Raw genomic sequence first — 14,882 nt, forward strand, 5'->3', positions numbered from 1 at the left:
CACCCGGCACCCGGCACCCGGCACCCGGCACCCGGCACCCGGCACCCGGCACCCGGCACCCGGCACCCGGCACCCGGCACCCGGCACCCGCCCGTCAACCGGCCGCATCCGGCGTGCTGTTCCCCGTGACACCGCACAGGGCCGGATCGATAAGTAGGACAGGCCGTACGCCGCATCGTCGTACCGCGGACCGACCCCCACCCTCCGGCACGATCCCTGTGGAGACCCCATGGCCCCCGACCCCACCGCTTCCCTCCCCCGCCGCACCGCCGTCCGCTCGGCGCGCACCGTCCTGTGCGCCGTTGCCGCCGCAGCAGCAACCGTGGCACTCGTCCCCGCGGCGACCGCCCACGCGGACGAGAACCCGCGCAACTCGCACAACGGGCCGCGCATCGGCCTCATCAACACCGGACAGATCGACGACCCGGCCGAGGACGTCCTGGAGCACACGCTGCTCCTCGGCGACGGCTACCGCTGGGACTGACCGGACGGCCTCTCCCCTCCGGCCCGGGCCGGCTCCGGCGTGTGTCGGCTCCGGCCCGGGCGAGAGGGAGGGGCGCGGCGCGGGGGCAGGATGTCCGCGCCGCGCCCGGTCGGTCGGCGCCCCGGACACCCGCCCGGGACGCGGCCTGCTCAGACCTTCGGCGGGCCGAAGGGATCGGCCTCCGTCAGGAGCTTGTCGATCCGGGCCTTGTCGACCCGGTTGGTGACCTCGGTGGCCTCCTGCCGGTCACGGACGCACTTGGCCAGCGTGAACGCCGACGAGACGACGAACACCAGGCCGAGCCCGAGGAACCCCCGCTCCCAGGGCCCCACCGGCAGCCGTGCGATGCCGACCAGCAGCGCCAGCAACGCCAGCCCGAAAGCGACAGCCGACTGCACGAAGAACGCCGTGGTGGTGGGGCGTTGAATCCCGGACGTCTGTTCGCTCATGCACCCAGGGTGCCGACGGCCTCCGCCTCGCACATGGGTACGCGTACTCATTCCACCCGTGCGGAACCCACTCCGCCCTCCCGCACGACCGCCCATCCGCCACCGCGCCCCGACCGCCGCAACGTGCCGCCGCACACGTACCGCACACGTACCGGCCTCGGCATGTTTTCGACGGACAGCCCGGGCCCCTGGCGATCCGCCAGCCGGGACCGACGCCCCGCGACGAGCCGCGGATCCACCAACCGGGACCCGCAACACCCGGCAACACCCGGCAACACACGCCGATCCGCGACGAGTCGATGCGCCGCGACGGCCCGCGACGAGCCACGGCACCCCACGTGAGCCCCGGTGAGTCCCGGTGAGCCACGCCCCGCGACCCGGAACCCGGGCGGAACCGGTGACACCCATGGCACCCTGACGCCCCGACGCCGCGCGCCCGGGACAGGGTGGGCCGTGGGCCCGGCTCGTGGCCCGGTGGCGCCCGACACCGCGCGCACCCGGGACGGGTCCACACCCGAAACCGTCATCCACAGCCTGTGGACAACCGGCCGCACAGCCGAGGCCCCGCTCCCGGGCCGTCCGGCCCGCACCCCGCCTCAGCGGACCGACAGACCGGATCTCCCCTTCAGCGGACGATGGACTGGATCTCCTGCACGGTCACGTCCTGGCCGGAGCCGAACTCCCCGTCCGGCAGCTCGCCGCCCGCACCGTCGCTGCCGTGCCAGGCCGCCTTCCACGTCACCGTCCCGCGCAACGGGAAACTGCCGCCCTTCGGCGTCGCCCGCAGATACGTCACCCCGCACGGCGGCGTCTGCCCGCTCTTCCCCTTCGCATACGGCGTCCCGATCCCGCCGTCCTCCCCCACCGGGCACGTCCCCGACGCCGGATGCAGCCGCGCGTCCTCGGTCCCCGGGTCGATCGACAGCCCCACCGGCTTCACCGTCGTCGTCGCCGACAACTCCTCCCCGGCTCCCAGATCCACCCGCGCCGTCACCGAGACCGGCCGGAATTCACCCTTGTCCAGCCACGCCCAGGTGGGCAGCCGCACCGTCTGCTTCGCCTCCGGGTTCAACTCCACCCGCGTGTCCGGGACCCGCACCCGCTCGTACGCCAACGCCGCCAGAATCTCCGGACTGATCGCCCGCTCCACCTTCGGGCGCTCCCCGTTCTTCACCCAGAACGGCAGCCGGCCACACGAATGCGCCTTCGCCCTGTCCTTCTCCTCCGGGTTCGGCACCGCAGCCCAGAACGAACCCTCGCCCTTCTTCTTCAAGTTGAAGTTCTTGTACTTCCCCTTCGTGTACCGCTTCACGATCTCCGGCACGGTCTCCTGCTTTTCCCACGACCCCGCCGGCCGCTCCCGCCCCGTCAGCCCGTAGGCGTTGTCCTCCACCTTCTCCTTCAACTGCTGCGGGGAATACATCGGCGCGTACCAGCACGGCGGCGCCTCCCAATTCCCCGAAACGGGCGCCAGGTTGCCGCCGCCCTTCTGCGGGGAGCCCCCTCCACTCCCGGAGAACACGATCCGCTGTTGGACACCCGCGGTGGCCGTCTTGCCGCTGACCTCACCCAGCGAGGACTCGTACGCCTCGTCGTCGGCCCATGCAGTGCCCACACCGCCGGCCAGCAGCGGTAATGCCACCCCGGCGAGAACGATCGCTCTGGTCGTCAGTCCCGGCATTTCCCGACCGCCTTCGTCTCCGCCTCGAACGCCCTGGCCTTCCAGGGCGATGCCTTCGGGTTCTCCTTCTCCATCACGAGCGTGAAGTGCAGATAGCTGGACGGACTCTCCTCGGTGTGCTTGACCTTCCCCGATTTGATGTTCTTGGCATAGAGCTTGGCCTGATTCACGCAGAAGGACACTTCGACGAGTTTTCCGTCCGTCACGTCTCCGATGTGTTCCCGGTACTGCCGCTGCGTTCCGGTGGGCCTTGTGCCGCGCTCTTTGCTGGAATTCGCGAAGGATCTCGCGAACTCCCCGGCGGATTCGAGGGAAACGGTGTGACGCTTCACCACCGGGTCGGCGAGATCGTGCTCGACCGCACCGTGCATATAGGCACGGACGTAGTCCGCGGCACCGTCCAACGCGGCGGCCTTCTCCGGATCGCCCGGCTTCTCCCAGTCGAAGACCAGCTTCAGATCCTTCGGCAGCTCGATGTCCGAGGTCCGGAAATCCCCGGACGCGGCCTCATCCGAACCACCGTCCCGGCCCGGGCTCCGGGACGAGCCGTCCTTCGCCCCCTCGATCCCGCCCCCCTTGCCGGACCCCTTCTCCTCACCACCGTCCCCGCCACCACAGGCGGAGACCAGCAGCGCAGACACGGCGGCGACGGCGACCAACGAGGCGGTGGTACTGCGCAGTTGCACGGTTGCTCCCTGAGTGCGGCGGGACTGTCGTGGACCTGACCGTAGCAACCGTGACCGAACAGTCGCTCGAAGTAAGCAGAAACCGCACCGGCAAACACCCGAGCACGGGAGCGGGCCCCCACACACACCCGCCGCCCCCTGAAGGTGCTGGGGCTGTTGCTCCGACAGACCGGGTTGCTACATTCCGATGCTGCCGAAACACTGACAGTGATCACGTGGGGGGAACGTGTCCTTCGAACAGGAATGGCAGGACATCAAAGCCGACACCGCGGCCACGTCTCCGCGGATGCAGCTCGACGGCGCCGTCGACGGCTCGTTCCAGCCCGGACGAAGTTCCTCCTCCGAAACCCGCGCCCCCTACGACGCCGACCACCCCGGCGATCTCTCCGTCAAGGGGAAGGACCTGGCGGCGATCGGCGACGAGGCGTTCAAGCTGCACGGGCGGCTGCTCGTCGACGGCGACCACGCGCGGGTGAGCACCGGGGTGGCCGCATCGTCACTGAAGGGGGATTTCGAGCTCTGCGACGCCTTGGAGCACGTGGTCGAACGCTGGACGGAACAGACACGATCCGTGCTGGACGCCTGCGCCCACATCTCCAACCACCTCGACTACACGAAGAAGGCGCACGCCGGGGACGAGCACTACATCTCGACCACGTTCAGCAAGATCTCCGAGCTGGACAGCGGATTCGACGAAGCCACCCAGCCGCAACCGCACGCTCCCCAGGGGACAGGGGCCGCTGACTGATGGACCTCGACGTACTGCTCCATGCGAAGTTCAAGAAGCTCGGTGAAGCCGTCACCGACTGGCGGCAGATGCGCGACAAGCTCAAGACCCTCGCCGACGACGCGAAAACGCAGCTCACGGACCGGGCGGCCCGGGCCGACTGGTCCGGCGAGAACAGCAAGGTGACGCGGCCCTTCATCGACAAGACCGCCGGCGAGATCGCCGACATGCGCTGGCAGGCGGAGACCATCTACAACATCCTCAAGGACACCTGCGCGGAACTGACCGGCTACCGGGACCAGCTCCAGTTCACAATCGCCGAGGCGGACTGGCAGCACTTACGGGTACGCGACACCGGGCACGGCTCCTTCCGTGTGGAGCCCAAGGACGGTGCGGACGTCTCCCAGCCGACCATCGACGGTTTCGCCGAGGACATCCGCCAACTCCTGAGCGACGCGACGGAATCCGACCACAGCGCGAAGGAGACACTCGTCGCGCTGGCCGATCTCAGCAAGTACGGATTCACCGACGCGCGGTACAAGGACAGGGACGAGGCAGCAGAAGCCCTCAAGGCCGGCGAGAAGGCCGCTCGGTACGCCGAAGACCCCGAGAAGGCAGGGGCGTTGGACTCCGTGCTGAAGAAGTACCGCGGGGACGCCCTCTTCGCCGAGAGGTTCGCGACCCGCCTCGGCCCCGACGGAACGCTCGAATTCTGGGTAGCGGCCAACGATCCCGAACACGGTGCGGGCGCCGACAAGTCGCTCCAGAAACACCTCAGCGAAACCCTCGCGCTCGCTTCGCATTCGGACAGCCCGGCCATGAACCGATGGGAGAACTCCCTCGTCAAGGCGGGAACCCGCACCGTCGGGGACGAACCCGGCGGCCCCACGGGATTCCAGGTCATGAGCAACCTGATGCGGCACGGCGACTACGACGACCGGTTCCTCACCACATACGGCACAGCCCTCGTCGCCGAGGACAAACGACGCAGCGGCAACGGGGAGCGAACCGCCTGGGACGACGCCGCCCGCTTCCCCGGCCTCAACCCCGGAGGACCGGACAGCGGCGCGGACCCGATGACCGGCTATATGAAGGCCCTGGCCAACAATCCGGCCGCAGCCACCGATTTCCTGAACGGTGACGACCGGCACCCGGCGGCACCCGGCACGAAGGGCACCCAGGACTCGAACTTCAACTACCTGTTCAACGACCGCACATGGCCCCACGAGCCCGGCCCCTCCGGCGAACTCCACACCGGTAAGAACTACCTCGCCCAGGCAATCGCCGCCGGCGCCACGGGAGTACCCGCAGGAGAGCCGGCCCCCAAGGACCTGCCGCCGCACAACGAGGGCCAGGCGCATCTCTTCGAAAACGTCGTCGAGACGATCGGCAAGGACAACACCAAGCTCACGGACAACGGCTACATGTCCGACAGTTTCGGCAAGATGACGGGGCACTACCTGCCGGATGCGTATCAGGTGATCTCGCACGACAAATACGGCGACACCTGGAAACTTTACCCGGTTTCCGGAGCGCAGGCAGCTCCCGACCACCTGGACCTGAAAAGGTATCTCGTCGCCCTGGGACAGAACCCGGAAGGCTATGCCGCAGTCGAACTCGGACAAAAGCAGTATGCAACCAACCTGATGGAATACCACTTGGATCCGGACCTCGCCAGGAGCGACCGGCTCAGCCAGACCGACGACTCTCCCCGAGAAGCCCTGCACAGAATCGCTACGCAGTCCGGTGAAATCTCCGGGATGTTGGCCCAGGGCCGACAGGAGGCAGTACTCGGGGAAGCCGGCGAGAAGGACGACTCATTCACCCACGCGCTCGCCCAGAGCAAGAACCTGGTATCCGGGGCTGTCGGCACCGGCATCGGGGTCGGAGCGTCGTTGATCACTTCACCAGCTGGTGGAGCTGCTGCCAGCGGCGCGGCAACCACCGCAAGCAGCATGGTGTTGGAAGAGATCTTCCAAGCCAATGAGGACGCCAACAAAGAAAAGGCGGGATACATCTCCGGGGGTAAATGGACCGACAGCTTGGACGATCACGCGGGGATCCTGCAGAAGGCGGCCATCCTGGCCTCCGAGCGCCACGGCGGCCGATACCGGGACGACGTCGCGGATTGGGTCGCAGACGGCGTGAGCGACGGTTACGGGAGGGCGGGGAACGACTTTGACAAACCGGAGGATTGACCGATTCCGCCGGGCCACACTCGCGGCAAGTTCCCTGAGCCTACTGGCCTGCGGAGCATTCGCCTGCTCATCCCCGCAACGGGAGTACACCGTGCCCCGCTCGCTCTGCGACATCACGGTGCCTCCCCGACTGACGGAGAAATTGCTGGTTGCCGGAAAGGAGCTCCATGTTCGCTTGGAAGACAAGACCCTGAACAAGAGCTTTCAGCACTGCTGGGTATCCGTGGACGGAGAAGAAGTACTCTCCGTGTCGCGTGAATGGCACAGCGGCCGGGACATCCCCCAAGTCGTGGCCCTGCAATCGGAGTTGGACGTCGGCTCCCTGCGGGGGGAGGACGACTTCCAGTACGGCGAGAGGGGTGCGGTGAAACGGGTCGTCTGCCGCCACCCGCGCCAGGAGGACTGGTCCCTGTTCGTCATCACCCAGGTCCGCGGCTCACAGGAGCCGACGGTCTCGGAGATCAAGAGGTTCACCGCCACCTACGCCAAGGCGGTCGAGAAGTCGAAGCAGTGCGACAGGTGAATAGGCGCAGCCTGCCTCATTGAGCCCGCACTGCCGCATTCGTCTCCTGTCGCCTCGGGCGGCGACGACACCGGCACCCTGGCCCCCGCATCCGGCTCGAGCGCCAACACCGCTCGGCTCCCGAGCCGTTGAGCCGACCCCCCAGGGGGCGCACCTCCGCCCGCACACGGTGGAGGCCACGGTTCCGATGCAGCCGGAAGTGAAGGTTCCGTGGCAAGGGACGGGCGTCGGACGGCCCTTGTTCTCGCACCGTTCACCTCCCACCCCCGTGACGTGCCCGTAAACCCGCTCCACCGGGGAACGAAGCAGACGGCGCACCACAGAGGGGCACGGAATGCTTCCGTCCCCCTCGCTTGCACTCGGCACATGCGAACTGTGGTCCAGCTACCGTCGTCTGAGGAGACAATGCACTGACGGCAGTTGAGACACAGAGGTCGAGGGGGCCAGCCCGGCATGAACATCGGCGGCGGCGACGAGTACGACGAGCGTGCTCGCACGGGCGAGGGAGTGCCCGGGCCCTACGGCCCTGAGCCGGGGCGCCGCACAGGCACCCGAACCAGGCTGCCGGGCAGCGAGGGCACGGGAAGACCGCCGGCCCGCCCGGGGCGGAGCATGGTGACGGTCGTGGCGGTGATCGTGCTGTTGATCGCCGCCATCGCCTTTGCCAACCAGAGCGGCGGCGGTGGCGACGACGGAGGCGGCGACAAGGGCGGCGGCGGAGACGGCCCCAAGGCGCAGCCGACCGCGCCGTCCGGTGACAAGCCGGTGAAGTCCGCCTCGGGTGCGGTGCCCTCCGGGTTCGCACACAGCAAGAACGGGGCGCAGAGCGCGGCTGCGAACTACGCCGTGGCGCTCGGCGGCGACGGGATGTTCAACCGCGACCGCCGCCACGAGATCGTGGAGGCCCTCGCGGACCCGGGGTCGGTGGACAAGCTCCAGTCCGGGTTCGACTCCGACTACAACGAGAAGCTGAACAAAAGCATCGGCCTCGACGCGGACGGAAAGGCCCCATCGGGCTCCACATTCGTGAATCGGACAATCCCGTCAGGGGCGGACGTGAAGGACTACTCCTCTCGGACCGCCACCGTCGCCGTGTGGTGCACGGGATTGTTCGGCCTCGCCGCGGAGGACTCCACCAAACCCGTAACGTCCAACTGGTTCACCGTGACCTTCAAACTGCGCTGGAGCGAGGGCGACTGGAAGGTTGTCGACTCGAAGCAGAAGAACGGCCCGACTCCTGTCAACGGAGACAGTCCCGTCTCTGGTGCCGATGAGATCGGCGACGCAACTGAGCGGTTCGGAGGCTTCACCTATGCCCGGTAACTCCCGTCGACGCACTTCCCGGCTCATCGCCCTTGCGTCGGGTGTGCCGCTCATACTCCTGCTGAGTGCTTCCCGGGCAAGCGCGGCTCCCGAGGACGATCCCTGCGAGCTGGTGGCCGGCCCCGCCAAGGAATACTGCGAGCAGGGCGACAAGGGCGGCGGCGGAGGTGGGGGGACCGATCCCACCAATCCGGACAACATGTCCGACCCCCTCCGCGCCCTGGCCAAAGGCTGCGCCGAAGCCGCCTCCTGGACGGTGGACAAGCTGGCGGACCTGGTGAACTCGACCACCAAGGTCGACTTCACGAACGGGGACTTCCTGCGCCAGTACGCGGTGGTGTTCGCCGCTTCGACGATTCTCACGCTGGTCCTGTGGCTCCTCGCGGTGGCGAAGCGGGCGGTGCGCGGGGTGCCGTTGACGGAGGCGCTGAGCGAGGCGATCGGCTTTCTGTGGCTGACGGTGCTGGCGTCGGCGTTCACCCCGCTGGTGCTGTACACGGTGGTCTCGGCGACGGACGCGGTGACGGATGTGATCGCGTCCGGGACGTCCGGCAGAACGGACCAGTTCTTCGGCACGTTCTCGGAGGCGTTGAAGAAGGGCAACGACATCGGCGGCGGACCGATCATGCTGATCGTCGTCTCGCTGGTGTCGGTGCTGGCAGCGGGCGTCCTGTATCTCGAACTCGTGGTGCGCGCGGCGCTGTTGTACGTGGGTGCGCTGCTGGGCACGGCGGTGTACGCGGGGCTGGTCGACAAGAATCTGTGGGGTCATGTGCGCCGCTGGGCGGGCATCATGATCGCTGTGATCCTTGTGAAGCCTGTGATCGTGATCGTGCTGAGCCTGGCCGGGGCTCTGGCGGGTGACGACGGCCCGGAGGCGGTCTCGGCGATCGTGTCGGGGCTCGCGATCGTCCTGCTGGCGATCTTCGCGAGCGCGATGATCTACCGCTTCGTCCCGGGCTTCGGCGACGACATCATCAGCCACCGCAACGCCATCCGGGACCCGTCGTCCCGCGCGGCAGCGGCGGTCGTGTCGTCGCCGGCGTCGCTGGTCCGGCAGGGCATCAACACGCACAGCGCGCGCGGCAGTTCGGGCGGCGGCGGGGCCGCACCGGCGCGGCAGCAGCCGGCCGGCGGGCAGGTCTCGGGCGGTATGGCGGCGCACAGTGCGCGCGGCGGCGGGTCCGGCGGCGGTTCGGACGGCGGGTCCGGCGGCGGTGGCGGCAGCCCCGTGCCGAGGCAGCCGTCGGCCAACCGCACTCCCCACACGTCGCGTGCGCCGCGCGGCGGCCAGTCCCAGGGCGGCAACGGAGGTGACCGCGGATGACGACTCCCTCACACACGGCGGGGCAGGCCGCTGCACCGCGTCGTACGTACATGATCGGCCGGGCGCGGCCGAACGCCATCGTCGGCAAGAACCGCGAGACGGGCGAGATCGCGCTGATCGTCGCCGGTGCGGGGCTGGGGATGGTGTGCGGGCTGCTGATCCCGGTGCTGTCGCTGCGCATCCCGGCGCTGATCGGTTTTCCGGTGATCGCGCTGGCGGCCGTGTACGTGCCGTTCAAGGGGCGCACGTTCTACAAGTGGTACGAGATCAACCGCTCGTACAAACGGCTGCTGCGCAAGGGCACCACGTACCGCTCGGACGCGGTGGAGGCCGGTACGCGGCTGGACGGCCGTGAGGTGGAGATCGGTCCGCCTCCGGGCGTGGGCCCGATCACCTGGCTGTCGGCCCCGTTCGGCCCGGACGAGCTGGCGGTGCTGCTGCACGCGGACCGGCGCACGGTGACGGCGGCGATCGAGATCGAGGGCCCCGGGGTGGGCCTGCGGGACAGCGAGGACCAGGAGGCGCTCGTCGACCGTTTCGGCACGCTGCTCAAGCATGTGGCCAACGGCGACGGCTATGTCACCCGCCTGCAAATGCTGGCGCGTACGCTGCCGGCCGATCCGGACGCGCACGCGAAGGACGTCGCACAGCGGGGCGACGAGAGCGCGGCGGAGTGGCTGCGCGCCTCCTACGACCAGCTCCAGTCGATGGTGTCGACGTCCAGCGAGCAGCACCGCGCCTATCTGGTGGCGTGCATGCCCTACAACCGCGAACTGGCCACGGAGGGCGCGACGATCGCGAAGGCCGCGCGCCGCTCGGCCGGCCGCAAGGTGTCCAGGGACGAGGGCCTGGCCATAGTGATGGCCCGGGAACTGACCGACATCTGCGCCCGGCTCGCGGAGGCCGACATCCGGGTACGGCAGCCGCTGGGCCAGGCCCGGCTGGCCTCGCTGGTGCACTCGATGTACGACCCCGACCATCCGATCGACCACATCCAGGCCATGTCCAAGCGGAACGCCTGGCCGGCCGAGCTGGACGCGCGGGAGCCGACGTATCTCCAGGCGAAGACGCGCGAGTCGTCGACCCGCGCGCCCTGGTGCCATTCGACGGCGTGGGTGAAGGAGTGGCCGATGACGCCGGTGGGCGTCAACTTCCTCGCCCCGCTGCTGGTGCACACCCCGGATGTCATCCGCACGGTGGCCGTCGTCATGGATCTGGAGCCGACGGAGGTCGCGATCGAGCGGATGCTGACGGAGAAGACCAACGACGAGGCGGAGGCCAGCCGTTCGGCGAAGATGAACCGCACCGTCGACCCGCGTGACGTGGCCGCGCACGGCCGGGTCGACCAGCGGGGCGACGATCTCGCCTCGGGCGCGGCGGGCGTCAACCTCGTCGGCTACATCACCGTCTCCTCGCGTTCGCCGGAGGCACTGGCCCGGGACAAGCGCACGATTCGCGCCTCGGCCGGGAAGAGTTACCTGAAGCTCGAATGGTGCGACAGAGAGCACCACCGCGCGTTCGTGAACACCCTGCCCTTCGCGACGGGGATCCGGTGATGCCGATGGCCGGATCGCGGCGCACACGGGGAGGAGGACGACATGCCGGAGGAGGGTGAAGTGGCGGAGCCGACAGCGGTCTCCGAAACGCCGCACGGCCGCGCGGAAACGCCTGCCGCCCACGCGACCGCGCCCCCCGCGACGGCCGGGACGGCCGCGGCACCCCGGTTCCTCCCCCGGGAGCACCTGGCGGGGCGCAAGCACCGGGAACACCCGGAACGCCAAGGGCACCCGGAACACCGACAGCGCCAAGAGGACCGCAAGCAGCACCCAAAACAGCACCAAAAGCAGCAGCAAAAGCACCGAGGGAACGCAGAGCACCGAGGCGGCCAAGGGCACCCCCCATCCCCACGGCAGAGCCCGACGCACGCCGTACCGCAGATCCCGCCCCGCGCCGCTGCCGGCGGTCGGGTCCCGCTCCGCGCATACGCCCGTAGGCGCGACGCGCATCCACAAGGAGGGCTGCCGTGGCCGCGCTCGACCCCCTGACCGCCATCACCGAGGCATTCACGAGCTTCCTGTTCGGGAAGACCGAGACGACCCGCCTGCCCGTGCGCACCTCCACGGGCCAGGCGCAGGCCGTCTACCTCCCCACGGCCGCCCCCGGCCTCGGCGACTCCGGCGTGATCATCGGCCGCGAGGTCTACAGCGGAAAGGGCTACATCTACGACCCCTTCCAGCTCTACGGTCAGCAACTGCCCGCCCCGCACTGGCTGGTGCTGGGCGAGTCCGGCAACGGCAAGTCCGCGCTGGAGAAGACGTATGTGCTGCGTCAGCTGCGGTTCCGCGACCGCCAGGTCGTGGTCCTCGACGCACAGGGTGAGGACGGCGTCGGCGAGTGGAACCTGATCGCCGAGGAGCTGGGCATAACCCCCGTCCGGCTGGACCCCACCGCAGCGCTCGACCAGGGCATCCGGCTCAACCCGCTGGACCCCTCCATCACCACGACCGGCCAGCTGGCGCTGCTGCGCACCATCATCGAGGTCGCCATGGGCCACGGCCTCGACGAGCGCTCCGGCTTCGCACTGAAGGTCGCGCACAGCTATGTGAACGCGACGACAGCCGACCGCCAGCCCCTCCTCACCGACATCGTCGAACAGCTGCGGCACCCCAAGCCGGAGGCCGCCGAGGCGATGAACGTCGCGCTGGACGACGTCCGCGAGTGGGGCCTGGACGTGGCGCTCGTCCTCGACCGCCTCGTCGACGGCGACCTACGGGGCATGTTCGACGGCCCGACGACCGTCGGCATCGACCTCGACGCCCCGCTCATCGTCTTCGACCTCTCCCACATCGACCGCAACTCCATCGCCATGCCGATCCTCATGGCCATCGTCGGCGTCTGGCTGGAGCACACCTGGATCCGGCCGGACCGGCGCAAGCGGATCTTCCTCGTCGAAGAGGCGTGGCACATCATCAACAGCCCCTTCGTCGCCCAGCTGTTCCAGCGCCTGCTGAAGTTCGGGCGCCGGCTGGGCCTGTCCTTCGTCGCCGTCGTCCACCATCTCTCGGACATCGTGGACGGGGCGGCGGCGCGGGAGGCCGCGGCCATCCTCAAGATGGCCTCCACCCGGACGATCTACGCCCAGAAAGCCGACGAGGCACGCGCCACCGGCAAGGTACTGGGGCTGCCGCGCTGGGCCGTCGAGATCATCCCGACGCTCTCGCCCGGTATCGCCGTATGGGACGTCAACGGCAACGTCCAGGTCGTCAAACACCTGGTGACCGAGGCCGAACGCCCGCTCGTCTTCACCGACCGCGCCATGACGGAGAGCTCCTCGCTGCACAGCGCGCTCGACGCGGACCTGGAGGCGGAGACCGAGGCCCGGGCGCTCGCCATGGAACAGCAGGCGTACCAGGGCCCCTATCCCCGCTCGACGGCGGTGTAGCGCGACGGCGGTGCGGCGGCGCACAGGCAGCTGCCCGGGCCGACTCCCGTGCCCCGCACCGCCGTCCACCGGCCGACCGGGCGCTCCACCGGCCGACCGGGTGCCCCCGGTGAGGGATGGAACCGCCGCAGCGCCGAACGTATCCTTCTGCGGATGCCTTCCGAGCCCCCGCGCCCCCAGAAGCCGTACGGGACCCACCGCACGGGCGGCGGCGGCATCCCGGACGGCCTCCTCATCGGCCTCATCGGCTTCCTGCTCGGCATCACGCTGTTCACCTGGACGGCGACGGGCCTGTCCGCCCTCTTCGCGCACGGCTCCTGGCCCGAGCAGGTCAGCTTCTCCCACACGCCCTACGCCATGCGCGAGTTGGTGACCGACCCGCACGACCTGGCGGGCGCCTGGCCGGACACCCCGCGCGGCAAGCTCTCGGGCTACGGCCTGTTCTGGGGCATCTTCATAAGCCAGCTGATGATCCTCATCGTGCTCACGGTCTTCGTCATGGGCACGGTCGCCCGCGCCCGCGCCGTCCGCCGCGCCAGACGCCTCAACAGGCCGACAACCGGAACCGCACCCACGTCCACCGACCCGACGCCCACCGGCCCGTCGACCGGCACGGAAACCGGCACGACGACGGGACCGACAGCCGGAACAACGCCCGGAACGGCAACCGGAACAGCGACCGGCGCCGCGACGGAACAGGCACCGGACCCCGCCGGACCCGACCGGACGGCGCCCGGCCCGGCAACAGCCGACACCGCTCCAGGAGCCGACGCCACAACAGGCCCGGCGGCCCACGAAGCGCCCCAGGAACGAGCCGGACAAGCGCCGGGACGAGCCGGGGAAACGCCCCAGGAAGCAACCGGGAACGCACCCCGGTCGCAGACGCACAAAGCCGAGCCCTCGGCCCCGCAGCCTTCCGTTCCGCAGACCCGCGCCCCGAGCCAGCCCGCACCGGCAACCGCCGCGCACGCGACCGGCCTTGCGCCGCTCGGCGTCCCAGCCCCTCCGCTGCCCGGCTCCGGCCCGGACGACGACGACCCGGTGACGACGATCCTGGAGGCCCCCGGCGCCACCCTGGTCGCCACGACCGATCCGGCCCTGTGGGAGGCGACGAAGTCGGCCAGGGCGAAGCTGGGCCCGGTCCATCTCTTCGACCCCACGCACCTGTGCGACACCCCGGACCGCCTCCGCTGGTCCCCGCACCACCACTGTGCCGACCGCACGACCGCCGCGGACCGCGCCGCAGCTCTGCTGGCCCCGCTGCGCTCGCCCCGCCCGATCGACGCGACGACGCACACCACGGCCGAAACCCTGCTGCGCTGCTGGCTGCACGCGGCGGCGCTCGACAACAAGCCGTTCCGCGAGGTGCACCGCTGGGCCCTGGCCACCGCACCGGCCGCCGACCCGGTACGCATCCTGCGCAGCCACCCCAAGGCGGCCCCGGGCACCGCCGGCGAGCTGGAGTCCGTACTGTCCGGGCACCCACAACTGCGTTCCGACGCCATCGCGTTGATCCGTCGCGCGCTCTCCCCGCTCGGCCGGCCGCATGTCCGCAACGCCTGCTCCGCCGAGCGCGCCGACCGCATCGCGTTGGAATCCTTCGCCGACGAAACGGGCACGCTGTATGTAGTGGGCGAAGAGCCGGACGTGCTGCCGCTGCTCAACGCCCTCGCCCAGAGCGTGGTCGAGCACGGCCGCCGCATGGCCGCAGGGTCATCTGCCGGCCGGCTCGACCCACCACTCACCACCGTCCTCCGCCTCCCGGCAACCGTCACCGGCTGACGACGAGACCGGCGCCAGGCCCCCGGGACGGCCGAGGCACCGCAGAGCGTGCCGCGGAGGGTCGGCAGGGTGGATGCGATGCGGTGGCGACGTTCCGGAGCGCTTAGACGTGAGCTCGGGCCGTTCGATGTGAGCCCGGACCGCATGACGCTCCGGACCAGTGAGCCGTACTCGGACCGGTAAGCCGTACTCCGCACCCAGCGCCGACACGGCACAGCAGCCGAAAAGGCACGTCCCGAATGAATCCTGAACATGAAAAT

The 14,882-nt window shown here is 69.6% G+C and carries 12 protein-coding genes; 9 read left to right on the top strand and 3 right to left on the bottom strand.

Annotated elements, in window-relative coordinates:
- The first annotated feature begins 229 nt into the window (after positions 1–229).
- On the top strand, positions 230–484 hold the full coding sequence (locus SCA03_RS33235) for a hypothetical protein (RefSeq protein WP_230989081.1): 255 nt from the start codon (positions 230–232) through the stop codon (positions 482–484).
- A 149-nt stretch (positions 485–633) separates the two neighbouring features.
- Here SCA03_RS33235 and SCA03_RS33240 read toward each other — a convergent pair whose 3' ends face one another.
- The 3 genes from SCA03_RS33240 to SCA03_RS33250 all read right to left on the bottom strand — a co-directional run bounded on the left by SCA03_RS33240 (position 634) and on the right by SCA03_RS33250 (position 3,300).
- Positions 634–933, bottom strand: coding sequence for a YiaA/YiaB family inner membrane protein (locus SCA03_RS33240; protein WP_030887790.1), 300 nt, complete (start codon positions 931–933; stop codon positions 634–636).
- Between the two features lie 625 nt (positions 934–1,558).
- Positions 1,559–2,614 carry a hypothetical protein gene (locus tag SCA03_RS35400; RefSeq protein ID WP_170223868.1) on the bottom strand — a complete coding sequence of 352 codons (1,056 nt, stop codon included), beginning with the start codon at positions 2,612–2,614 and terminating at the stop codon, positions 1,559–1,561.
- On the bottom strand, positions 2,602–3,300 hold the full coding sequence (locus SCA03_RS33250) for a hypothetical protein (protein ID WP_230989082.1): 699 nt from the start codon (positions 3,298–3,300) through the stop codon (positions 2,602–2,604). The genes SCA03_RS35400 and SCA03_RS33250 overlap by 13 nt, the downstream gene beginning before the upstream one ends.
- A 226-nt stretch (positions 3,301–3,526) precedes the next feature.
- Here SCA03_RS33250 and SCA03_RS33255 point away from each other — a divergent pair, with 226 nt between their 5' ends.
- The 8 genes from SCA03_RS33255 (at position 3,527) to SCA03_RS33290 (ending at position 14,622) form a co-directional block, all read left to right on the top strand.
- On the top strand, positions 3,527–4,048 hold the full coding sequence (locus tag SCA03_RS33255; protein WP_030896650.1) for a hypothetical protein: 522 nt from the start codon (positions 3,527–3,529) through the stop codon (positions 4,046–4,048).
- Entirely contained in the window at positions 4,048–6,225 is a 2,178-nt protein-coding gene (locus tag SCA03_RS33260) for a DUF6571 family protein (RefSeq protein WP_086817515.1), read from the top strand. Before SCA03_RS33255 ends, SCA03_RS33260 begins: the two co-directional genes overlap by 1 nt.
- Before the next feature lie 175 nt (positions 6,226–6,400).
- Positions 6,401–6,748: a hypothetical protein gene (locus SCA03_RS33265; protein ID WP_141275839.1), complete on the top strand. Its 348-nt coding sequence runs from the start codon at positions 6,401–6,403 to the stop codon at positions 6,746–6,748.
- A gap of 453 nt (positions 6,749–7,201) precedes the next feature.
- Positions 7,202–8,071 carry a DUF8175 domain-containg protein gene (locus SCA03_RS33270; protein ID WP_169729676.1) on the top strand — a complete coding sequence of 290 codons (870 nt, stop codon included), beginning with the start codon at positions 7,202–7,204 and terminating at the stop codon, positions 8,069–8,071.
- On the top strand, positions 8,061–9,398 hold the full coding sequence (locus SCA03_RS33275; protein WP_086817511.1) for a hypothetical protein: 1,338 nt from the start codon (positions 8,061–8,063) through the stop codon (positions 9,396–9,398). The genes SCA03_RS33270 and SCA03_RS33275 overlap by 11 nt, the downstream gene beginning before the upstream one ends.
- The gene (locus SCA03_RS33280) at positions 9,395–10,954 is read left to right on the top strand and encodes an SCO6880 family protein (RefSeq protein WP_030887755.1); all 1,560 of its coding nucleotides are present in this window, start codon (positions 9,395–9,397) and stop codon (positions 10,952–10,954) included. Before SCA03_RS33275 ends, SCA03_RS33280 begins: the two co-directional genes overlap by 4 nt.
- Before the next feature lie 467 nt (positions 10,955–11,421).
- Positions 11,422–12,840 (top strand): ATP-binding protein, encoded by a 1,419-nt coding sequence (locus SCA03_RS33285; protein WP_030887752.1) that lies wholly within the window; start codon positions 11,422–11,424, stop codon positions 12,838–12,840.
- Positions 12,841–12,993: 153 nt separating this feature from the next.
- Complete coding sequence (locus tag SCA03_RS33290; protein ID WP_230989083.1) at positions 12,994–14,622, top strand: hypothetical protein; 1,629 nt, start codon at positions 12,994–12,996, stop codon at positions 14,620–14,622.
- Positions 14,623–14,882: the final 260 nt, after the last annotated feature.

The organism is Streptomyces cacaoi (assembly GCF_006539165.1).
Taxonomy (GTDB): domain Bacteria; phylum Actinomycetota; class Actinomycetes; order Streptomycetales; family Streptomycetaceae; genus Streptomyces; species Streptomyces cacaoi.